Origin of the sequence: Actinotignum sanguinis, assembly GCF_030230305.1 — a bacterium.
Classification (GTDB): Bacteria; Actinomycetota; Actinomycetes; order Actinomycetales; family Actinomycetaceae; genus Actinotignum; species Actinotignum sanguinis.
On the sequence record NZ_JASPCQ010000001.1, the window covers coordinates 64,281 to 84,240 of the forward strand.

General features: G+C 63.0%; 25 protein-coding genes. 2 read left to right on the top strand and 23 right to left on the bottom strand.

What is annotated here, in order from left to right:
• Positions 1-27: 27 nt before the first annotated feature.
• Complete coding sequence (gene alr / locus QP828_RS00270) at positions 28-1,221, bottom strand: alanine racemase (protein WP_284891011.1); 1,194 nt, start codon at positions 1,219-1,221, stop codon at positions 28-30.
• 68 nt (positions 1,222-1,289) lie between these two features.
• Complete coding sequence (locus tag QP828_RS00275; protein WP_274733318.1) at positions 1,290-2,936, bottom strand: bifunctional ADP-dependent NAD(P)H-hydrate dehydratase/NAD(P)H-hydrate epimerase; 1,647 nt, start codon at positions 2,934-2,936, stop codon at positions 1,290-1,292.
• Positions 2,937-3,075: 139 nt separating this feature from the next.
• Between QP828_RS00275 and coaA the strand changes: the two genes are divergently transcribed.
• Complete coding sequence (coaA, locus tag QP828_RS00280; RefSeq protein ID WP_126134704.1) at positions 3,076-4,107, top strand: type I pantothenate kinase; 1,032 nt, start codon at positions 3,076-3,078, stop codon at positions 4,105-4,107.
• On the opposite strand, the gene glmM is transcribed toward coaA, so the two are convergent.
• The 5 genes from glmM to truA all read right to left on the bottom strand — a co-directional run bounded on the left by glmM (position 4,102) and on the right by truA (position 9,593).
• Positions 4,102-5,448, bottom strand: a complete 1,347-nt coding sequence (gene glmM, locus QP828_RS00285; protein WP_274733320.1) for a phosphoglucosamine mutase — start codon at positions 5,446-5,448, stop codon at positions 4,102-4,104. The genes coaA and glmM overlap by 6 nt on opposite strands.
• A gap of 448 nt (positions 5,449-5,896) precedes the next feature.
• The gene (gene rpsI / locus QP828_RS00290; RefSeq protein ID WP_126134702.1) at positions 5,897-6,385 is read right to left on the bottom strand and encodes a 30S ribosomal protein S9; all 489 of its coding nucleotides are present in this window, start codon (positions 6,383-6,385) and stop codon (positions 5,897-5,899) included.
• 44 nt (positions 6,386-6,429) lie between these two features.
• Positions 6,430-6,873 carry a 50S ribosomal protein L13 gene (rplM, locus tag QP828_RS00295; RefSeq protein WP_087070545.1) on the bottom strand — a complete coding sequence of 148 codons (444 nt, stop codon included), beginning with the start codon at positions 6,871-6,873 and terminating at the stop codon, positions 6,430-6,432.
• Positions 6,874-7,175: 302 nt separating this feature from the next.
• The gene (locus QP828_RS00300; RefSeq protein ID WP_274733323.1) at positions 7,176-8,681 is read right to left on the bottom strand and encodes an LssY C-terminal domain-containing protein; all 1,506 of its coding nucleotides are present in this window, start codon (positions 8,679-8,681) and stop codon (positions 7,176-7,178) included.
• Positions 8,682-8,717: 36 nt separating this feature from the next.
• Positions 8,718-9,593 (bottom strand): tRNA pseudouridine(38-40) synthase TruA, encoded by an 876-nt coding sequence (truA, locus tag QP828_RS00305; RefSeq protein ID WP_274733325.1) that lies wholly within the window; start codon positions 9,591-9,593, stop codon positions 8,718-8,720.
• Between truA and QP828_RS00310 the strand changes: the two genes are divergently transcribed.
• Positions 9,592-10,524: an ROK family protein gene (locus tag QP828_RS00310; RefSeq protein WP_274733327.1), complete on the top strand. Its 933-nt coding sequence runs from the start codon at positions 9,592-9,594 to the stop codon at positions 10,522-10,524. The two genes, truA and QP828_RS00310, sit on opposite strands and share 2 nt — an antisense overlap.
• Before the next feature lie 116 nt (positions 10,525-10,640).
• Here QP828_RS00310 and rplQ read toward each other — a convergent pair whose 3' ends face one another.
• From rplQ to QP828_RS00390, 16 genes are all read right to left on the bottom strand, one after another.
• The gene (gene rplQ / locus QP828_RS00315; RefSeq protein ID WP_284891013.1) at positions 10,641-11,210 is read right to left on the bottom strand and encodes a 50S ribosomal protein L17; all 570 of its coding nucleotides are present in this window, start codon (positions 11,208-11,210) and stop codon (positions 10,641-10,643) included.
• A gap of 31 nt (positions 11,211-11,241) precedes the next feature.
• Positions 11,242-12,243, bottom strand: coding sequence for a DNA-directed RNA polymerase subunit alpha (locus tag QP828_RS00320; RefSeq protein WP_016443076.1), 1,002 nt, complete (start codon positions 12,241-12,243; stop codon positions 11,242-11,244).
• Positions 12,244-12,432: 189 nt separating this feature from the next.
• A complete protein-coding gene (gene rpsK / locus QP828_RS00325; protein WP_016443077.1) occupies positions 12,433-12,843 on the bottom strand; it encodes a 30S ribosomal protein S11 in 411 nt (136 codons plus the stop codon).
• Positions 12,844-12,872: 29 nt separating this feature from the next.
• Positions 12,873-13,247, bottom strand: coding sequence for a 30S ribosomal protein S13 (rpsM, locus tag QP828_RS00330; protein ID WP_026428270.1), 375 nt, complete (start codon positions 13,245-13,247; stop codon positions 12,873-12,875).
• Between the two features lie 127 nt (positions 13,248-13,374).
• Complete coding sequence (gene rpmJ / locus QP828_RS00335; RefSeq protein ID WP_016443079.1) at positions 13,375-13,491, bottom strand: 50S ribosomal protein L36; 117 nt, start codon at positions 13,489-13,491, stop codon at positions 13,375-13,377.
• Between the two features lie 19 nt (positions 13,492-13,510).
• Positions 13,511-13,732, bottom strand: coding sequence for a translation initiation factor IF-1 (gene infA / locus QP828_RS00340; protein WP_016443080.1), 222 nt, complete (start codon positions 13,730-13,732; stop codon positions 13,511-13,513).
• A gap of 218 nt (positions 13,733-13,950) precedes the next feature.
• Entirely contained in the window at positions 13,951-14,775 is an 825-nt protein-coding gene (gene map / locus QP828_RS00345; protein WP_126134697.1) for a type I methionyl aminopeptidase, read from the bottom strand.
• Positions 14,776-14,783: 8 nt separating this feature from the next.
• The gene (locus tag QP828_RS00350) at positions 14,784-15,359 is read right to left on the bottom strand and encodes an adenylate kinase (protein ID WP_126134696.1); all 576 of its coding nucleotides are present in this window, start codon (positions 15,357-15,359) and stop codon (positions 14,784-14,786) included.
• 71 nt (positions 15,360-15,430) lie between these two features.
• Complete coding sequence (gene secY, locus QP828_RS00355; RefSeq protein WP_274733332.1) at positions 15,431-16,726, bottom strand: preprotein translocase subunit SecY; 1,296 nt, start codon at positions 16,724-16,726, stop codon at positions 15,431-15,433.
• A gap of 281 nt (positions 16,727-17,007) precedes the next feature.
• Positions 17,008-17,484 (bottom strand): 50S ribosomal protein L15, encoded by a 477-nt coding sequence (gene rplO, locus QP828_RS00360; protein ID WP_126134694.1) that lies wholly within the window; start codon positions 17,482-17,484, stop codon positions 17,008-17,010.
• A complete protein-coding gene (gene rpmD / locus QP828_RS00365; protein WP_026428275.1) occupies positions 17,484-17,666 on the bottom strand; it encodes a 50S ribosomal protein L30 in 183 nt (60 codons plus the stop codon). The genes rplO and rpmD overlap by 1 nt, the downstream gene beginning before the upstream one ends.
• Entirely contained in the window at positions 17,666-18,370 is a 705-nt protein-coding gene (rpsE, locus tag QP828_RS00370) for a 30S ribosomal protein S5 (protein WP_126134693.1), read from the bottom strand. Before rpsE ends, rpmD begins: the two co-directional genes overlap by 1 nt.
• Before the next feature lie 23 nt (positions 18,371-18,393).
• Complete coding sequence (rplR, locus tag QP828_RS00375) at positions 18,394-18,765, bottom strand: 50S ribosomal protein L18 (protein ID WP_016443087.1); 372 nt, start codon at positions 18,763-18,765, stop codon at positions 18,394-18,396.
• A complete protein-coding gene (gene rplF, locus QP828_RS00380) occupies positions 18,765-19,301 on the bottom strand; it encodes a 50S ribosomal protein L6 (protein ID WP_126134692.1) in 537 nt (178 codons plus the stop codon). The genes rplR and rplF overlap by 1 nt, the downstream gene beginning before the upstream one ends.
• An 18-nt stretch (positions 19,302-19,319) precedes the next feature.
• The gene (rpsH, locus tag QP828_RS00385) at positions 19,320-19,718 is read right to left on the bottom strand and encodes a 30S ribosomal protein S8 (RefSeq protein ID WP_026428278.1); all 399 of its coding nucleotides are present in this window, start codon (positions 19,716-19,718) and stop codon (positions 19,320-19,322) included.
• Positions 19,719-19,772: 54 nt separating this feature from the next.
• Positions 19,773-19,958 (bottom strand): type Z 30S ribosomal protein S14, encoded by a 186-nt coding sequence (locus QP828_RS00390; protein WP_016443090.1) that lies wholly within the window; start codon positions 19,956-19,958, stop codon positions 19,773-19,775.
• Positions 19,959-19,960: the final 2 nt, after the last annotated feature.

The window sequence follows — 19,960 nt, forward strand, 5'->3', positions numbered from 1 at the left end:
TAACGCGCTTATTCCTCGGGCGCGTGCCTATTTCACGTAGACGCGCGGGACCCGGGCCGCAACCCTGGTAATAATCTCATAAGAAATCGTGCCGCCGGCCAGCGCCCATTGCGCGGCGCTCACTTCCCCACGGGCCGGATCCCCGAACAGCACCACCGGGGTGCCGGCCGGCAGCGGCCCGTCCAGGCGCACCACAAACTGATCCATGCATACCCGCCCGGTCATGGGCGCGCGCTGGGCGGCGGCCCCCTCCCCGACCGTGACATAGCCCTTATTTGATAGTGCCCGCGGAACACCATCGGCGTATCCCAGCGGTACGACGCCGAGCACGGCCCCGTCCTCAACAACGGCCGTGTGCCCGTAGGAAACGCCGGCGCGGTGGGAGAGCTGGCGGGTGGTAAGCAGCTCAGATTCTAGGCGCATGGCGGGGCGCAGCCCGAGGTCGGAGGCCAGGGTGCGGCGCGGTTCGGGACTGAGTCCGTAAAGAATAATGCCGGGGCGCACCATATCGTAGCGGGCTCCCGGGTGCCAGAGAACCCCGCTGGAGGCAGCCAGGTGAGCCAGGTGCGGGGCCAGGCCGGCGCTTGCGGCGAAGCTGCGGGCTTCGTCGAAAGCGGTGATTTGGCTGGCGGTGGCATCGCTTTCCGGGTCGTCCGCGCAGGCCAGGTGGCTCCAGATGCCAACAACCTTGAGGAGGCCGGCTTGTTCGTGGCTGGCCAGCAGCTGCGCGGCCGCCGGGATATCCTCCACATTGAAACCTTCGCGGCTCATCCCGCTATCCACACTCAAGTGGACCCGCGCCGTGCGGCCGGTAGCCGCAGCTGCCCGCGCCACCGCCTCGATCATCCAGGTATCCCCCACCGAGAGTTCAATTCCGGCTTTCAGCGCGGGGGTGAGGTCGCTATCGGGAGTGTAGATCCATGAGAAAACCGGGGGCAGGGCCGGGTGGCCGGCCAGCGCTTCGCCTTCCGCGGGTAGCTCCCCCCATTCCCGCACCAGCTCGAGTGCTTCGGCAAGCTGGGCAACCCCAAGGTAGTCCGCTCCCGCGCGCGCGAAGGCGCGCGCGGCGGGAAGCAACCCGTGGCCGTACGCATCTCCTTTAATAACCGCCATGATTTTCTGGCCCGTGAGATGAGCCCGTACCCGGGTGAGGTTCTGTTCGAGCGCACCCAGGCTGATGGTAGCTCGAGAGGTGAAAACTGCGGGATCAAGGCTAAGCATGTGTTCTTCCTGTTGGAGAGCGGAACGGGCCGGGGCGGAAAGGTGCGGGGCGCGGATGTGCCTGTATTCTACGCGCCGCCGGCCAGGATCTGGCCGATGACCTCCGGAATGCGCGCGGCAATCTGAGCTGCGGTGATGGGCCGGCCTGGCAGCGGCGCGGGTTCTCCGAGAGCGCTGGTACCCACCGCCCCGAAAGGAGTTCCGGCCGCGAGCGCGGCGGCGCGGGCATGCACATGCAGGGCGGCGGCCGCGATGCGGGCAGCTGCCCCGGGGGCAAGGGCGCTCGCACCGGGCCCGTCGGGAGCAGCACCGGTGGGTTCCGCGTGCTGCGCAAACCCAGCATGCTGTTCACTCCCAACGTACTGCGCGAGCAGGGCACCGATCAGCCCGGCTAGAACATCTCCGGCGCCGGCCACGGCGCGCCACCCGGGCGCCCCGCCCTGGGCATAACACGGTCCGCTCGGGCTGGCCACCACATCGACGGCGCCCTTGAGCACCACCGTCGCTCCCATTCGGGCCGCGAGCGCCCGCGCCGCCGCCACCGGGCATGATTCAATCACCGCGCGGCTGAAAGGAGTGCCATCTGCGCTACGAAGATCCAGTTGAGCGGCCAGCGTGGCCGCTTCCCCGGCGTGCGGAGTGAGCACCACGTGTTCGCCGAGCTCCTTGCCCTCACGCCACACCATATGGCCAAGCTCGGGCAGAGCCCCGGCATCCACCACCACCGGGGATTCATTTTTCAACGCCGCCCGCAGCAGGGCCGGCGCCCCCGGAGGATCACCCGAACCAACCGTGAGGGCCTGGATCTGCCCCGCAGCAGCCACCACTTCCGGATGCTCGGCGATGATCAGCTCCGCTACCGCACTCTCGCCGAGGTACCGTACCATCCCGGGTCCCGCTGCCAGCGCCGCCGTCGTCGTTAATAACCCCGCACCCGGATACTGCACGGAACCGGCCACAACTCCCACCACGCCGCGGGTGTATTTGTGGTCATCCGCGCCCGGTACCCGCCACAGGTCCGCCGCATCGGCATCGCCCAGTTGCAGTACGGCCGGCTCGCCCAGGTACGGGCCGAAACCGAGCTCCACCACCTCGACGCGCCCCGCGGCCCGCCGCGCCGGCTCCAGCACCAAACCTGCTTTGGCCGCCCCCATGGTTACGGTGAGGTGGGCGGAGAGGTACGGGCCGGGGAGGGCGCCGTCGTCCACCCCGATACCCGACGGAGTATCCACCGCCACCACGAGCGGCTCCACCGGGCTGGCCAGACGCTCGGTTTCCAGCGCGCGCAGCACCGATGCCAGGGGTTCGCGGGCCGCCCCACGCGCCCCGATGCCGAGCAAGCCGTCCACCCAGACAGCGCTGCGCCGCGCAACGCCCACCGCCTGCGCCGCGCTCGCCTCGCGGATGAGGCTCCCGCCGGCCCGCTCGAGAGCCGCCGCTCCCTCCCGGTGATACGCCGCCAGCGGCGCCACCGCCACCACGGCTGCCCCGCGCCGCGCCAGATACGCGCCAGCGTAGAGGGCATCCCCACCGTTATTACCCGCCCCGGCGAAAATAGCGATGCGGGTCCCGCTCACACGGATGGAACGCCTGCGCAACTCCCAGATAACTGCATTCGCGAGCGCCCGGGCCGCCCGCGCCATAAGCGGCTCACCGGCCGCCAGCAGTGGTTCTTCCGCGGCTCGCACGGTCGCGGCATCATAGGTACGCAACATACTGGTATCGTAACGCGCGCAGCGCCCCCGGAACCGGGTCGCGCAGCCGGACCGCCGAAACGGGGCGCGCAACCGGACCGCCGAAACGGGGCGCGCAACCGGGCCGCGCAACCGCGCGCCCAACTAGTAGGCTGGCCCCATGGAGTCCAACCGTCACCTCGTCACGTTCACGCACGACGAATGGAGCGCCCTTGCTAAAAACGCGCCCCTCCCCCTCACGCACACCGATGTGCGCCACCTAAAAGCTCTTGGCGACCCGATTGACCTAGCCGAAGCGGACGCTATTTACCGCCCGCTGTCCGCGTTGCTGCAAATGTACGCCCAGGAAATCGGCGATCTCCACCGCAAAACTTCCGATTTTTTGGGCTTGCGGGAACAGCGCACGCCTTTTGTGATCGGGATTGCCGGGTCGGTTGCGGTAGGGAAATCGACGACGGCGCGTCTGCTCCAAGAGCTCCTGCGCCGCTGGCCCTACACTCCCCGCGTGGATCTGGTGACCACCGACGGCTTCCTCTACCCCAATGCGGTGCTGGCCGAACGTGGCCTCATGGACCGCAAAGGCTTCCCGGAATCCTATGATCACGCCGCCCTTCTCGATTTTCTGCGGCGGGTCAAATCCGGGGAAGAGCGCGTGGAAGTTCCCCGCTACGACCACGTGATTTACGATATTGTGCCCGGCCAGCACCAGGTGGTGGCCCACCCGGATATTCTCATCCTGGAAGGGCTTAATGTGCTCCAGCCGCCGCTGCTTGCCGCAGGTGGGCGCACCGGGGCCGGAAAACTATCCGGCTGCCCGGCCGGTTCTCCAGCCGGTTCTCCGGCGCGCCTCACCCCCACGGATCCTGCTTTCTACACCGGGAACCTCACCGCGGTCTCCGATTTCTTCGACGTCTCGATTTACGTAGATGCCTCCCCCGAGGATCTAGAAACCTGGTATCTCTCGCGTATTTTCAAATTGCGCGACGTCGCCTTTAACCTGCCCGGCGCCTATTTCCACCAATTCGCCCATATGCCGGACGAAGAATTGCGGGCCCGTTCCCTCGAGATCTGGAACGCCATCAACCTTCCCAATCTGTTGGAAAATATCCAGCCCACCCGTGAGCGCGCCGATATCATGCTCTGCAAGGGTGCCGACCACCGGGTGCAGCGCATTCACTTGCGTAAGTTATAGCGCGAGGTTCGTGGCCACCACATCCGCGAGTTCGTGGGCCACGGCGTCCGCCTCCTCCTGGGTGGCAGCTTCGACCATAACGCGCACCAGCGGTTCGGTGCCCGAGGGGCGCAGCAGCACCCGGCCGGTCTCCCCCAGGCGTTCCTCCGCCTCGCGCACCGCGCGCTGAACCTGCTCGTTCGTCGAAGCCGCGGCTTTATCAACATTGGGCACATTCACGAGAATTTGCGGGAGGCGGGTGACAACGCTGGCGAGTTCGCGCAGGCTGCGCCCCGAGGCCGCGACCTGCTGGGCCAGCAGCAAGCTGGTGAGCGAGCCGTCGCCGGTGGTGGCCTTGGCGAGGGAAATGACGTGACCGGATTGTTCGCCGCCCAGGCTGTAGCCCCCGCGGCGCATCTCCTCAAGGACGTAGCGGTCCCCCACCCCGGTTTGGACCGTGCGCACGCCGTGCTCCTTCATCGCGAGCAGCAGGCCCAGATTGGACATGACCGTGACAACGAGGGTGTCCTTTGCGAGTTTGCCGGCCTCTTTAAGGGCGAGAGCGAGGATAGCCATGATTTGATCGCCATCCACGAGCTCACCTTCATGATCGACCGCGAGGCAGCGGTCTGCGTCGCCGTCGAAAGCCACCCCGAAATCAGCGCCGTTATCCACGACCGCGCGCTGGAGAGCCTCCGGGTGCGTTGAGCCGCAACCGTCGTTGATGTTGTAGCCGGAGGGATCCGCATTAATAACAATAACCTTCGCTCCGGCGCGGCGCAGGGCCTCGGGAGCGATGGCGGAAGTCGCGCCGTTCGCGCAATCGGTGACGATGGTCAGGCCATCCAAGCGGGTGGTGATCGCGGTGGTCAGGTGGTCCAGATAGAGCCGATCCCCAAATTCTGCGGTATCGCTAATGCGACCAATACCGGCGCCGGTGGGGCGGCCCCAATCCGTGCCGAGGAGTTCTTCGATTTCGTCCTCGAGGCTGTCCTCGAGTTTGAAGCCGCCCTTGGCGAAGAATTTAATGCCGTTGTCCTGCATGGGGTTGTGGGACGCGGAGATCATCACGCCCAGGTCATAGCCACCTTCCGCGGTGAGGAAAGCGATACCGGGGGTGGGGATAACATCCACATGTTCCACATCCACCCCGGCCCCAGCTAGCCCGGCAGCCACGGCCTGCGAGAGCATCCCGCCCGAGACACGAGAATCCTGGCCAATAACCGCACGCGGTCGGCCTTCCCCATCGAATTCGCGGGTGAGAACCCGAGCTGCGGCTTCACCCAATTTCACCGCGAGATCCGCCGTGAGAGCGCGGTTTGCGAGTCCGCGAACGCCGTCTGTTCCAAAAAGTCGTGGCATTGCTCAGCCTTTCGCTGGGGCGCGGCCAGGCCGCGCCGTGTTGTTCTTCCCTCATATTCTGACCTCGCCCGCGGCGGCGGCCGCTATGGACAGCCCGGCGTGGAGCCGATAGTTACTGCCGGCTGCTGCTGGCACCGCGGGTGCGCTGTGTTCTACTGTAACGCGCGCGGCCGGCTGGCGGAAAAAGGAACGCGGAGTGGACGGTTGAATGCAGCCGAGCACAGGATGCAACCCCACGACAACACCCACCACACAATGCAACCCCACGACATGTAATCCAATTAATTATGTAGCTAGAGTTGCATTATGTGTCTAGGAGAATCGCTAGAGCCCGCGCGCCAGTAGGGAGCATAAGCACCCACGCCACATGCAACAAGGGAGGCCCCGGATCGGGACCTCCCTTGTAAGACGCGAGCGCGGCGCCCAGCTAGGGGCATAGCGCCACAGCTTAACGCTTGGAGAACTGCGAAGCCTTGCGGGCCTTCTTCAGGCCGGCCTTCTTGCGTTCCACCGCGCGAGCATCGCGGGTGAGGTAGCCGGCCTTCTTGAGGGCCGGGCGATTCGCTTCGCGGTCAATTTCATTGAGGGCGCGGGCGATGCCAAGACGCAGCGCACCGGCCTGGCCGGACGTGCCGCCGCCGTTGATACGGGCGATGACGTCGAAACGGCCTTCGAGATCAAGCAGGGTGAAGGGGGACTTCACGAGCTGCTGATGGAGCTTATTGGGGAAGTAATCGGCCAGGTCTCGACCGTTTACCTTCCATTCCCCCGAGCCGGGGACGAGCCGGACGCGGGCAACGGCTTCCTTGCGGCGGCCGAGTGCCTGACCCGGGACAGCGGCGGATACACCCTGACCAACCTTAGCGGTTTCGGTCTCCGTGGTGTAGGAGCCGCTGAACTCCTCCTCCACCTGGGTGTCAACATGAGTTTCTGACATTGATGTAAATCCTGTTCCGAAAAAAGCGGCCGAACGCGACTCGCTTATTGGGCGATCTTCTTCAGCTCGTAAGGTTCGGGCTTCTGAGCTCCGTGCGGATGCTCAGCGCCGGCGAAAACCTTCAGCTTCTTCAGCTGCTGGCGTCCGAGAGACGTGTGCGGAAGCATGCCGCGCACCGCCTTAATAACGGCCTGCTCGGGATTCGAGGCAAGGAGTTCGGCGTACGAGGTAGCCTTGAGGCCCCCCGGGTAACCGGAATGCCGGTAAGCCATCTTCTGCGTTGCCTTGCTTCCCGTGAGGGTCACCTTGCTCGCATTCGTGATAATAACGAAATCGCCGGTATCCATGTGAGGAGCAAAATTCGGTTTGTGCTTCCCACGGAGCAGGGCGGCAACCTGAGCTGCCAAGCGCCCGAGGACAACATCGGTGGCGTCAATGATGTACCACTTCTTCTCAATGTCGCCGGGCTTAGGAGTGTACGTGCGCACGTGCGTAGCCTTCGTTTCTGATATTGGTTCCGAACATCCGCCGTGGTGGCGGGCGAAACCGTAACGGTCAAAAGTTAGATGTGCCCTTCACAGCGCGCGACGAGTGGGAATAAGCATCGCGCCGATGGTATGGACAACAACGCTCTATCATACCCGTAGCACCTATACCGGTCAAAGCTTTACCAGCGCTGTGAGGTACTCCACCGGCGCTTGCGCGTGGAAGTACGACGACGCCGCACGGGCCCGCCGCCTCACCTTCGTGCGCACGCGCTTTCCGCCGCGCCGCCCCGGCCGCGAGTGCGCTACAAAATAGGAGTGGGCAGGTCCACCACGGGTTCGGCCCGGCCTTCCGTCACCCACAAGCGCACATGCGGCGCGGTAATAGCCAAGACCACCAGCACCGAGATCCCCGCCGGGTACATGGCCGCGGTTGCCCCCGTGGTTGCCAGCAAGAGATAGAGCAGCGCGATACCTGCCTCACAGGCGAGGAAAAACACCCAGGCCACCCGGGAATGGTTTGCTACCCCGAGCAAAAGCAGCAGCATGACCAGGTAGAGCACCACGTCCACCGCGGAGGCGGGCATCATATCGGTGACCAGCGCGGTGCCGAGCAGCACCGTGATCGCCACGGCGGAGAAGAGCAAGGCCCCGGGCGGCACGCGATGTTCAGCAGCATTACGTGCCAACTCAGTGGCTTTTTCTGCCATGACACTTGAGTTACGCCACCCCGCTTTGCCCTCGGAGCCACCGCGCCGCGGCCCCAAACGCTGATCGCCCGTTCGCCGGTGGCCCGCTCGCTGGTGACCCGGAAGTGCAGCCCCTCCCGCGCCGGCACCGCCTTGGCCGCACGTTCCCTGCGCATCCGGTTGGCGTTCCTCCAGCCGCGCGGCCGCCCCGGTGACATCGAGGATGGGCAGATCGCCATCTGTTTGGATCTCATCACCGCCGCCGTTGCGCGAACTATAGGCGTTGAAATACTGCTCGATAACGCTCACGTGGCTTTCGGGATCCGCGTAGCGCACCGTATTGATAATGAAGTCCCGTTCCGCATCGATATTCGGGTCAATTTTATGGGTGAATTGCCCAGTGAAAATAGACAGGCCCACGCTACGATCAAAAGTTCCGGCAGCGAGCCAGGTGATCCGTTCCCCGCCCGGGAGTGTCCAATCCGGCGGGCAGCGCCAGAAACGCACGTGGTGGCGCTGGGCCGCATTTCCGTCCACTTCCTGCTGGTAGGCGAATTCTTGCTTTCGGGAGAATAAATACAGATCAGAGACCGGCGCGGAAGGATAGGAGCGGCGCAGCACCGCGGCCACGATAATACGCCAGGACGTGCGGAAAGTAATGGGTTCGGCTTCGATCCAGCCCGCGGCCCGCATAGCCGCGTGAATATCCGCCTCGCTCCCCTCCCAGCCAATATTGACCGGGTCCCCGAGAATACCGTCAGCAGTTTTGGTGCGCCCGAAGAAATAATCCGGCACGTACATGAGCGAAAACAGCTGATGCAGCCGCGGGAAAGCGAAATACGCCGCGAGCGCCCAAAACACCAGCAGGTGCAGCCACCACAACGGCTGCCCGGGCAACCCGCGCAACAAAAGGAGCACGGCCAACCAGAAACTATAGATAAGAGCGACGACGACGAAGAGCCCTGCCAATACGGCATAGAGGGGGAAACCCCGCCGCAGCGGCTGCCGGGGCAGGCGCGCATAGGCGGGCGGGCGCGAGGGAACCGGCCAGCGCTGGTCAGCGCTGTGCCGCACCGAGCGTACCGGCGTTGATTGCGCAGCTTGGCTTTGTTCCTGAGTCACGTTATCGATTTTACCCGGGGCCTACGACGCTCTCGGTTAGTCCTCCAGCAGCATCCGGATGGCCCGCGAAGCCTCCGCGCGCGCGGCCCATTCACCGGGCTCGGGGTAATTCACGCGTTCCAGGGTGAGCGGATGGGGCGGAGCTACCACCACTTCCCCATCCCGGCTCGCTTCGCGTAGGCGGCGGGCCGGCCAGGCGGCGTCGCGCTGTCCCTCACCCACCCGGAGCAGCGAGCCGACGAGGGTACGCACCATGGAATGGCAAAACGCGTCCGCGACCGCGTGGATGGTCACCAACTCGCCTTCCTCGGCAACGTCCAGCGCCAGGAGCTCCCGAATCGTCGTCGCTCCCGCGCGAGGTTTGCAGTAGGAGAGGAAATCGTGTTCGCCCAGGAGGGAGGCCGCGGCCTCCCGCATCGCATTGAGATCCAGCGGACCGGCCAGCCAGAGGACGTCGCGTCGTCGTAAAGGATCGAAGTGACCCACCGCGATACGGTACGTGTATTCGCGCGAAACCGCCGAAAAACGCGCGTCAAAATCAGGAGAAACCACACGGGTGCTATGCAGCACAATATCGGCACTCCCCCGCGGACCGCTCGCACCGCGAGCCAGCATACCCTGCACCCGGCGCACCAGCACCCGGGTAGGCGCCTCCACGGAGCGCCCCTGCACCGCGGCGAGCACCTCCCGCGGCACATCCATATGGGCGACCTGCCCGCGGGCATGCACCCCCGCATCGGTCCGGCCGGCCACCGTGAGCGTGACCGGTACCCGCAGGACCGTGCCGAGCGCCTCCGAGAGTGTTCCTTCCACGGTACGCAGGCCCGGCTGCGCCGCCCAACCGTGAAATTCGGTACCGTCGTAGGAAAGATCAAGCCGAAGCCGAAGATTTTGCGCTAGCGTGTCACTCATGGATCCAGTTTCCCACGCCGAGCCCATCGCCCGCATACCGGAGAACGAGGAGCCGGCCCTCCCCCGCGGCACCGCACCGCTTTACGCAAGCGCGCCCAGCCCGGAGGATGCCGCCACTACCACCCCGGCAGCCGCGGCCTCCGGCCCGCGCACCTTCGCGGTGGACTGCGGCGGGGGCGGCATCAAAACAGCGCTATTAGACGCGGCCGGCACCCAGATCGGACCCGCTCGCCGTACCCCGGTCCGCTACCCCTTCTCACCCGCAGATCTCGAAAATATCATTGCCGCGGATGCCGCCGCGCTGCGCGCCGAGGGCGCTGATTTCGAGCGACTCACGGTGGGCATGCCCGGAATGTTACGCCACGGCGTTGTGGTGTATACCCCGCATTACATTCGCCGGGCCGGCCCGCATACCCGCCTCGACCCGGACATGGAGGCAGCCTGGAACGGCCTGGATATTCGTACCGCCCTCGCCGCGCGCTTTTCGCGCCCCACTCTGGTTCTCAACGACGCCGAAGTGGCCGCCGCCGCGACCGTGACCGGTCAGGGCCTGGAAGTGGTGCTGACCTTCGGGACCGGTTTGGGAAATGCAATCGTCGATAACGGGGTGCTGGCCCCCCACCTGGAGTTTTCCCACGCGCCGTTGCGGTGGGGACTCACCTACGATGACGTGATCGGTGAAATCGAACGTATCCGCCTGGGCGACGCTGCGTGGAGCCGGCAGGTGGCGCGCGCTATCGAATCGCTCTACCCGGTAATCCGCTGGGACACCCTCTACCTCGGGGGCGGCAACGCGGCACGCATAACCGATACGGTACGCGAACGGCTAAGCAGCTCCGTGGTATTTATTCCCAATGCGGCCGGCATGAGCGGCGGGGTGCGGGCCTGGGATTTAGTGGCCGCCTCCGAACGTGCCCGGGCGGAGGGATAGGCGCGCTTCTTCTCTGGCGTACAGAAAAGGGCTCCGGAAACTCATGTTTCCGAAGCCCTTTTCTCAAGCTTCCCGGACGGCCCGGCCAGTCAAACAGCCGGACCTACCGCAGGCTTTTACTTAGCTTCTTCAGCCTTCTCGGCTTCCGCAGCTTCATCCGCACTGGCGGCCGACTCGGCCGACTCTGCGCTTTCGACCGATTCAGCGGACTCCGCACTTTCAGCAGATTCAGCCGACTCAGCAGATTCTGCAGCTTCGGCTTCTTCCGCGGCAGCGGCACGCTCGGCGGCCTTTTCCGCTTCCTTGACAACCGCCTGCTTCGGGGAGACCTTCTCGGTCACCAGCGAAATAACGGCCATCGGGGTGTTATCACCGCGGCGGTTGCCCACCTTGGTGATGCGGGTGTAGCCGCCCTCGCGTTCCGCGAACAGCGGGGCGAGTTCCTCGAAGAGGATGTAGGCGGTTTCACGATCGCCGAGCACCTTGAGGGCCAGGCGGCGATTGTGGGTATCACCCTTCTTCGCCTTCGTGATGAGCTTTTCGATATGAGGACGCACCGCGCGAGCCTTCGCTTCGGTGGTCTTAATCGACGTGTGATGAATAAGTTCCTTGCACAGATTGGCAAGAATCTTGCGCTGGTGGGCGGGGCTGCCGCCGAGGCGCGGACCCTTGGTGGGCTTAGGCATTGTCTACTCTCCTAGTAAATTATGTGGCTGCTCAGGCCTGAGAATCGTCGCTGAACTGCATCCCGTAGTCATCGAATCCGCCACCGAGGAAACTCGATCCGGAATCCTTGAGGCTCAGGTCCATCTTCGCCAGTTCATCCTTGACATCATCGATGGACTTCGCCCCGAAGTTGCGAATATCGAGCAGGTCGGCTTCCGAGCGCTGCACCAGTTCCCCAATAGTATGGATACCTTCGCGCTGCAGGCAGTTCTGGGAACGTGCCGGCAGGTTGAGGATGGTGATCGGACGCTGCAGATCCGAGGAGCGCTGCTCGGTGACCGGAGCCGGACCAATTTCGATGCCTTCGGCTTCGTCATTGAGATCCACCGCCAGGCCGAAGAGCTCCACGAGGGTCTTGCCGGCAGAGGCGAGAGCGTCCCGCGGCGTCGTCGATTCCTTGGTTTCCACATCAACCACGAGGCGATCAAAGTCGGTGCGCTGTTCCACGCGGGTGGCTTCCACCTTGTAGGAAACCTTGAGCACCGGCGAGTAGATCGAGTCAATCGGAATGCGGCCGATCTCATCGTTATCGCCCTTGTTGAGAGCCGCGGAAACATACCCGCGCCCGCGTTCAACCGTGAGGTCGATTTCGAGCTTGCCCTTGTCATTGAGGGTGGCGATATGGAGATCCTGGTTGAGGATTTCCACGCCCGCCGGCGGGGTGATATCCGCGGCGGTCACTTCGCCCGGGCCCGTCTTCCGCAGGTACATGAGGACCGGTTCGTCGTTATCCGAGGAGACAACAAGTTCCTTGAGGTTGAGGATGATTTCCGCAACATCTTCCTTCACACCGGGGATGGTGGAGAACTCATGGAGCACCCCATCGATGCGGATCGACGTGACCGCAGCACCGGGGATGGAGGACAGCAGGGTACGGCGCAGGGAATTACCCAGCGTGTACCCGAATCCGGGCTCGAGCGGCTCGAGGACGAACCGGGAGCGGAATTCGGAGATCTTCTCTTCACTCAGAACGGGACGTTGTGCAATGAGCACGATTCTTTCCTTTCCGCAAACAACCGCTATATGAGGTTTGCGTACCCTCGCGAAACTCTGTCTGTCCGCGAGGTGCGGGCACGGCTTTTCCTGTCAAAGCTCGCGCCCTGGGAGGGGTGCCGCAGAGGCCGTGGCCTCTGCGCCGGCGTCGTACCTACAAAGGCGACGCCGCAACGCACCGCGCCGCAACTAGACGCGACGGCGCTTGGGCGGGCGGCACCCGTTGAAGGCCTGCGGAGTCACATCGGAAATGGAGGTGACTTCCAGCCCGGAGGCGGTCAGGGAACGGATCGCGGTTTCGCGCCCGGAACCCGGACCCTTGACGAATACATCAACCTTCTTCATGCCCTGTTCCATGGCCTGACGCGCGGCATTTTCCGCAGCGAGCTGCGCGGCGTAGGGAGTCGACTTACGCGAGCCCTTGAAGCCAACCATCCCGGAGGAGGCGGAAGCAATAACCGCACCGGTGGGGTCGGTGATAGACACGATGGTGTTATTGAAGGTGGACTTAATGTGGGCCTGACCCACGGTGACATTACGACGCTGATTGCGACGCGGACGGCGCGCACCGGCGTTAGCAGAACGAGTCTGACGAGCCATAATCTATTTCTCCTGAACTACGACGAAGCCTACTTGGCCTTCTTCTTACCGGCCACGGTGCGCTTGGGGCCCTTGCGGGTGCGCGCGTTGGTCTTGGTGCGCTGCCCGTGCACGGGCAGGCCGCGACGGTGACGCAGGCCCTGGTACGAACCGATTTCGATCTTGCGGCGAATATCAGCCTGGACTTCGCGGCGCAGGTCGCCTTCAACCTTGTAGTTCTCGTCGATATGGTTCTTGAGCTTCACCAGATCGTCTTCAGTGAGATCGCGCACGCGGGTATCCGGGTTCACCCCGGTAGCGGCGAGGGTCTCGTGGGCGCGGGTGCGTCCAATGCCAAAAATGTAAGTAAGCGCGATCTCAATCCGCTTTTCGCGGGGGAGATCAACGCCGGAGAGACGTGCCAATTTCTTAGCTCCCTTAGTTATGCCGGAGGTGTCGGGCACTGCTGTTCCCACGGGTCTCTATTCCGTGAGCCCCGGCCTCCGGACCGGGGGTTGCCTTGCGGCTAACAGTGCTGGTGCAACGGGGCATTTAGCCCTGACGCTGCTTATGGCGCGGATTCGAGCTGCAGATCACCATGACGCGACCGTGGCGCCGAATGACCTTGCAGTTATCGCAAATGCGCTTAACGCTCGGCTTGACCTTCATGAATAACTTTCCTTGTTGATCACTTGTAGCGGTAGACAATCCGCCCGCGGTTCAGGTCATAGGGCGTGAGCTCTACAACCACCCGATCCTCGGGCAGGATACGAATGTAGTGCTGACGCATTTTGCCGGAAATATGGGCCAGAACTTCGTGCCCGTTTTCCAGCTCGACCTTGAACATCGCGTTGGGCAGCGCTTCAATCACGCTACCTTCAACTTCGATGACGCCGTCTTTCTTCGCCATGTTCCTCGCTAACAGTGTTGCCCACACCGGATTGTGCGGGGCATCAAAATCGGTGCGCAGGCGTGCGCCATACAGGCACACGGCACCGACGTCCAATACTACTGCACGAAGCCGCCCCTATGTAAGGGGCGGCTTCGATGTTATGGATCACGTGTATGCGAGGCGCGGACGCAGTACCGGAACTGCATGCCCGCTGCGAAGCGGTACGACGGCGCAGCCTAGTCTCCGAGAGGAACCGGAACTACTCCGTACTTCGCGAGGCGGGCCGCTCCCCCATCGGGTTCGTTGAGTACCCAAATACCACCGGCGTGCTTAGCGATTTGGCTTTCCCAATGGCAGGCATCCTGGCCGTCGGCGGTTTTCACCGTCCAACCATCGGCCAGGGTGATGTTCTCCTGGGAGCCGGCGGTAAGAATCGGCTCGATACACAGCACCATCCCAGCCTTGAGGCGGGGCCCGCGCCCGCGGGTGCGGTAATTGAAGACCGTGGGATCTTCGTGCATGGCGCGCCCAATCCCGTGCCCGGTGAATTCTTCAACAATACCCGGTTCGGGATCCTGGCTCACTACGAAATCATCAATGGCCGCCCCGATATCGGATACAAATTTCCCGGTCGCCATCGCCGCAATACCCACCCACATGGATTCTTCCGTGATGTCGGAGAGGCGCTGGCGGGCAGCCATCTGCTTCTCATCTCCACCCGGGAGGACTATGGAAAAGCAGGAGTCGCCATTCCAGCCGTTGAGAAGAGCCCCGCAGTCAAAGGAGACCAGGTCCCCCGGCTCCAGGATTTCTTCTTCGCTGGGGATACCGTGCACCACGGTGTTATTCACCGAGATGCAGGTCTGGGCCGGGTAATCGTAATACCCGTAAAAATTCGAGACGGCTCCGTGTGCCTCCAAGACCGCTTTGGCGCGTTGGTCGAGCTGCGCCGTCGACATCCCGGCTGCCACGTGGGCCCGCAGGTCATCGTGAATCGCGCGCACCACCAGCGCCGCCTGGCGCATGCCCAGAATATCCGCCTCGGAACGAAGATTAATCATTGCTGCGCCTACCGGCCCAAGAAATCGCTCAGCGCGCTATCAATAGCGGCAGCAACTTCCTCCACGGTGCCCAGGCCGTTGACGGACACCACGAGCCCGCGGCTGGCGTAGGCATCGATAATCGGCTTGGTGGTGGCGTGATAGACCTCGATGCGGTGGCGGATAACCTCTTCCGTATCATCAGCCCGGCCCTGTTCCTGGGCGCGCCCGAGCAGGCGCTGGACCACCACGTCGTCGTCGGCCTGCAGTTCCACCACGGCGTCCACGTTCTTCTCACCGAGCATGGCGTCGAGGGCGCTCACCTGATCGAGATTGCGCGGATAGCCATCCAGGAGGAAACCGGCAGCTGCATCGGCTTCACCCAGGCGCTCCTCCACCATCTGGTTCGTAACGGAATCGGGAACCAGCTCGCCCTTTTCCGAGTAGGAGGCGGCCAGGCGCCCCAGTTCATCCTGAGCCTTGGCATGCGCGCGGAAAAGATCACCGGTGGAAATGGCCGGGATACCGTAACGCTCCGCAATACCGGCCGCCTGGGTGCCTTTGCCCGCGCCCGGGGGGCCAACCAAAATCAAACGTACTGACATGAGTGGCACCTTTCTGTGTTATCGGTGCGGAGCGCGCCTGCGCCCCGCCGGAAAGAGGGGGCGAGGCCGCGTTAGCGGATACCGCCGAGGAAGCCTTCGTAATGGCGCTGCTGGAGCTGGGCGTTGATGTCCTTGACGGTCTGGAGGCCCACACCCACCAGAATCATGATGGAGGTGCCGCCGAAACCGGACTGCACAATACCGAGCGCGCTGAAGAGCAGCAGCGGGATGAGGGCCACGATGGTGAGGTAGGTGGCGCCCACCCACGTGAGGCGATTAGAGACGAAGTGGAGATAATCCGCAGTGGGCTTACCCGCGCGCACATTCGGAATGAAGCCGCCGTACTTCTTCATATTGTCCGCGACTTCGTCCGTGTCGAAAGCGATCGAGGTGTAGAAGAAGGTGAAGGCGAAAGTGAGAAGCGCGTAGGTGAGGATGTAGGCCCAGCCGTTGTGCTGGAAATTGCGCTGAATCCAGACCACCCAGGAAGAATTCTGATTTCCGAACGTGGAGATCATCGTGGGGAGCATGAGGATTGAGGACGCGAAGATCACCGGGATAACGTTCGCCATATTGATCTTGATAGGCAGGTACGTGGTGGACCCGCCGTAGGTGCGCCGGCCAATAACGCGCTTGGCGTACTGCACAGGGATACGGCGCTGGGACTGCTCCACGAAGGTAACAACCAGGGTGATGAGAGCGAAGACCGCAATGACGATGAGGAGGGTGCCCACCCCGTGCCCGGCGTAGATCTGACCCATCATCGAGGGGAAACCGGCGCAAATACCGGTGAAGATGAGGATGGACATACCATTGCCCACCCCGCGTTCGGTGATGAGTTCCGCCATCCACATGATGAGGCCGGTGCCGGCCGTCATGGCGAGGATGGTCATGGTGTAGGTCCACCAGGTGGCGTTCGGAATCACCGGTTCTTTACAGCCGGCGAACAGCGTGAAGTTCGCGGTTGCTACCACGACCGAGGACTGGAGCAGGCCCAGCCCGATAGTGAGGTAGCGGGTGTATTCCGTCAGCTTCGCGGTACCCGATTGGCCTTGCTTATGCAGTTCCTGGAAACGCGGGATGACCACACGCAGCAGCTGCACAATAATCGAGGCCGTAATATAGGGCATAATTCCCAGGGCGAAAACGGAAAGCTGCATCATCGCGCCGCCTGAGAACAGGTTGAGCATATCGATGAGATCCTGCGCGCCCGATTGCTGCGTGGTGCACTCCCGAATATTGCTCAAGCTCACGAACGGAGCCGGGATGAAGCTACCCAAGCGGTAAATCACCATAATCATCATGGTGAAAAGCAGCTTGCGGCGCAGATCCGGGGTGCGGAAAGCAGCTGCGAAAGCCTTAATCAAGATTCCTCCTGATGGTGACGGATCGCGCGGGGCAGTCCGTTATCGTCGAGAACCGTCGGGTGACGGAAATGGGGACAAGCGTATTTTCGGGGAAAGTACGCACGACGGCGCACTGGCAACGCTGCGTATTTGCCACTGAAAGCAATCTTTCAGCAACGCTGCCCGCGCCCAGAAAAAAGCTCGCCCCCGCCATAATAGCGGGGACGAGCAAATTTCGCACTGTTCATCCACAGAGTGTGGGTGAGTGCTCAGTCAAACGGTGGCCGTGCGGCCAGCGCGTATTACTTGGATTCGACCTGCGGCGCGGAGATAGAACCCCCGGCAGCCTCGATCTTTTCCTTAGCCGAGTTCGACCACGCTTCCACTTCGACGTCGAGCTTGACGGAAATCTCACCGGTTCCGAGAACCTTGACCGGGGAGTTCTTGCGAACCGCACCCTTGGCCACGAGATCCGCCGAGGTTACCTTCCCACCTTCCGGGAAGAGCTCGCCGAGCGCCGAAACGTTAACGACCTGGTATTCAACCCGGAACGGGTTCTTGAAACCACGCAGCTTCGGAAGGCGCATATGCAGCGGCATCTGGCCACCTTCGAAACCGGGACGCACGGTATTACGTGCCCGGGTACCCTTGGTACCGCGGCCGGACGTCTTACCCTTGGATCCTTCACCGCGACCAACGCGAATCTTCGCCTTGTTCGAACCCGGAGCCGGACGCAGGTCGTGCAGCTTAATGATGGAATCCTTTTCCGTTTCCGCCATTAGTCAACCTCCTCCACGGTAACGAGGTGAGCCACGGCGCGAACCATGCCCTTCACCTCGGGGGTATCCTCGCGCACAACGGACTGTCCGATCTTACGCAGCCCGAGCGTGCGCAGGGTGTCCTTCTGGCGCTGGATCGCACCAACAACACCCTTGACCTGGGTGATCTTAAGATTTGCCATTACGCACCAACTCCCGCGGCCGCGGCCTCATTTTCCGCCTTGGCGGCTTCGGCCTCTTCGATCTCGCGTTCCTTGGCTTCCGCTTCGGCGCGCGCCCGCAGCATAGCTTCGGGGACAACACGCTCGATGGGGAGCCCACGCCGGGCAGCAACCGCTTCGGGCTGCTCGAGCTGCTTGAGGGCAGCCACGGTGGCGTGCACGATATTGATCGCGTTCGAGGAACCGAGCGACTTGGAGAGCACATCGTGAATACCCGCGCACTCCATGAGGGCACGCACCGGGCCGCCGGCAATTACGCCGGTACCGGGAGCGGCCGGGCGCAGCAGCACGACGCCGGCGGCGTCTTCGCCCTGCACCACGTGCGGGATAGTCCGCGCGATACGCGGGATGCGGAAGAAGTTCTTCTTCGCTTCCTCGGTACCCTTAGCGATAGCGGCGGGAACTTCGCGGGCCTTGCCGTACCCGACACCCACGAGGCCATTGCCGTCGCCCACCACCACGAGAGCGGTGAAGGACATCCGGCGGCCACCCTTGACCGTCTTCGCAACGCGGTTAATGGTCACCACGCGCTCGATATAAGCGTTCTTTTCTTCACCGCGACGATTGTCACGGCGGTTATCACGACGGTTATCGCGGCGTCCGCGACGACCTTCGTTGCGATTTTCCCGGCCGTTCTGGGCCGGATCCTGCTGCTCTGCAGCCATTTTCCTCTGCCTTTCCTCAGCCGTTAGAAATCGAGTCCAGCTTCGCGCGCACCTTCGGCGACAGCTGCAACGCGACCGTGGTACTGGTTGCCACCGCGGTCGAAGACCACGGCGCTGATCCCAGCGTCCTTGGCGCGCTGACCGACACGTTCGCCGACCTTCCGCGCGATTTCTGTCTTGGTACCCTCCGCTTCGCGCAGGTCAGCTTCGTAGGACGAGGCGGCCGCGAGAGTGCGACCCACGACGTCGTCGATAACCTGGGCGTAAATGTGGCGGTTGGAACGCGAGACCACGAGACGCGGCCGCGCGGCGGTACCGGAAATACGCTTGCGCAACCGGAAGTGGCGGCGCGCACGAGCGATGTACTTGCCCTTGCCCTTGATGGTAACAGCCATCACTTACCAGCCTTTCCAGCCTTGCGACGAATAACTTCGTCAGCGTACTTGACGCCCTTGCCCTTGTAGGGTTCGGGCTTACGAAGCTTGCGAATCTTCGCGGCGGTTTCGCCCACGAGCTGCTTATCGATACCCGAGACCGTGAACTTGGTCGGGGTGGCTACGGTGAAGGTGATACCTTCCGGAGCTTCGAAAAGAATCGTGTGGGAGTAGCCCAGCGAGAATTCAAGATCAGAGCCCTTGGCGACCACGCGGTACCCGGTTCCGACGATTTCCATCGCCTTGCTGTACCCGTTGGTGACGCCCTCGACCATATTCGCAACGAGGGTGCGGGTCAGGCCGTGCAGCGAACGCGATTCGCGCTCGTCATTCGGCCGGGTCACCAGAACCGTATTGTCATCAACATTCACCGCGATCGGCTCGGCTACCGAGAGCTCGAGCTGACCCTTGGGGCCCTTGACAGTGACGTTCTGGCCGGAAACCGACACATCGACGCCGCTGGGGATAGCGATGGGAAGCCTACCAATTCGAGACATTATTGCACCTACTTCCCATTACCAGACGTAAGCGAGGACTTCCCCGCCAACGCCCTTATCCTTGGCCTCACGGTCCGTCATAAGGCCGGAGGAGGTGGACAAAATAGCCACACCCAGGCCGTCGAGAACGCGCGGCAGGTTGGTGGACTTCGCGTAAACGCGCAGGCCCGGCTTCGAGATGCGCCGGACGCCAGCGAGGGCGCGTTCACGGTTAGATCCGTACTTCAACGTGAGGGTGAGGGTCTTGCCCACCTGGGCGCTCTCCACCTCGTAGGAGTCGATGTAGCCTTCGCGCTTCAAGATGTCCGCGATATGGGACTTAATCTTGGAGTACGGCATAGACACCGACTCATGGAACGCCGAATTGGCGTTACGCAGACGCGTCAGCATGTCTGCGATTGGGTCAGTCATTGTCATTTTGGGCTGTGGCCCTTCCTCGTCGCGGTTTCCGATGGACCTGCGACGTAGTCTTTACCAGCTGGACTTCTTAACACCGGGGAGTTCGCCGCGCAGGGCCAACTCACGCAGGCAAATACGGCACAGGCCGAACTTGCGGTAAACGGAATGCGGACGGCCGCACCGGTTGCAACGGGTGTACGCACGAACGGCGAACTTCTGCTTACCGGCGGCCTTTTGCTTCAGAGCGGTCTTTGCCATAT

Coding starts and splice junctions, on each gene's coding strand:
- rplQ (WP_284891013.1), bottom strand. CDS start 11,210: ATGCCTAAGCCCACCAAGGGTCCGCGCCTCGGCGGCAGCCCCGCCCAC.
- rpsI (WP_126134702.1), bottom strand. CDS start 6,385: ATGTCAGAAACTCATGTTGACACCCAGGTGGAGGAGGAGTTCAGCGGC.
- QP828_RS00350 (WP_126134696.1), bottom strand. CDS start 15,359: ATGTCAGTACGTTTGATTTTGGTTGGCCCCCCGGGCGCGGGCAAAGGC.
- rplO (WP_126134694.1), bottom strand. CDS start 17,484: ATGGCGGAAACGGAAAAGGATTCCATCATTAAGCTGCACGACCTGCGT.
- rplR (WP_016443087.1), bottom strand. CDS start 18,765: ATGGCTGTTACCATCAAGGGCAAGGGCAAGTACATCGCTCGTGCGCGC.
- QP828_RS00275 (WP_274733318.1), bottom strand. CDS start 2,936: ATGTTGCGTACCTATGATGCCGCGACCGTGCGAGCCGCGGAAGAACCA.
- rpsE (WP_126134693.1), bottom strand. CDS start 18,370: ATGGCTGCAGAGCAGCAGGATCCGGCCCAGAACGGCCGGGAAAATCGC.
- rpmJ (WP_016443079.1), bottom strand. CDS start 13,491: ATGAAGGTCAAGCCGAGCGTTAAGCGCATTTGCGATAACTGCAAGGTC.
- alr (WP_284891011.1), bottom strand. CDS start 1,221: ATGCTTAGCCTTGATCCCGCAGTTTTCACCTCTCGAGCTACCATCAGC.
- QP828_RS00310 (WP_274733327.1), top strand. CDS start 9,592: ATGGATCCAGTTTCCCACGCCGAGCCCATCGCCCGCATACCGGAGAAC.
- rpsK (WP_016443077.1), bottom strand. CDS start 12,843: ATGGCTCGTCAGACTCGTTCTGCTAACGCCGGTGCGCGCCGTCCGCGT.
- coaA (WP_126134704.1), top strand. CDS start 3,076: ATGGAGTCCAACCGTCACCTCGTCACGTTCACGCACGACGAATGGAGC.
- rplF (WP_126134692.1), bottom strand. CDS start 19,301: ATGTCTCGAATTGGTAGGCTTCCCATCGCTATCCCCAGCGGCGTCGAT.
- rpsH (WP_026428278.1), bottom strand. CDS start 19,718: ATGACAATGACTGACCCAATCGCAGACATGCTGACGCGTCTGCGTAAC.
- truA (WP_274733325.1), bottom strand. CDS start 9,593: ATGAGTGACACGCTAGCGCAAAATCTTCGGCTTCGGCTTGATCTTTCC.
- glmM (WP_274733320.1), bottom strand. CDS start 5,448: ATGCCACGACTTTTTGGAACAGACGGCGTTCGCGGACTCGCAAACCGC.
- map (WP_126134697.1), bottom strand. CDS start 14,775: ATGATTAATCTTCGTTCCGAGGCGGATATTCTGGGCATGCGCCAGGCG.
- infA (WP_016443080.1), bottom strand. CDS start 13,732: ATGGCGAAGAAAGACGGCGTCATCGAAGTTGAAGGTAGCGTGATTGAA.
- QP828_RS00390 (WP_016443090.1), bottom strand. CDS start 19,958: ATGGCAAAGACCGCTCTGAAGCAAAAGGCCGCCGGTAAGCAGAAGTTC.
- rpmD (WP_026428275.1), bottom strand. CDS start 17,666: ATGGCAAATCTTAAGATCACCCAGGTCAAGGGTGTTGTTGGTGCGATC.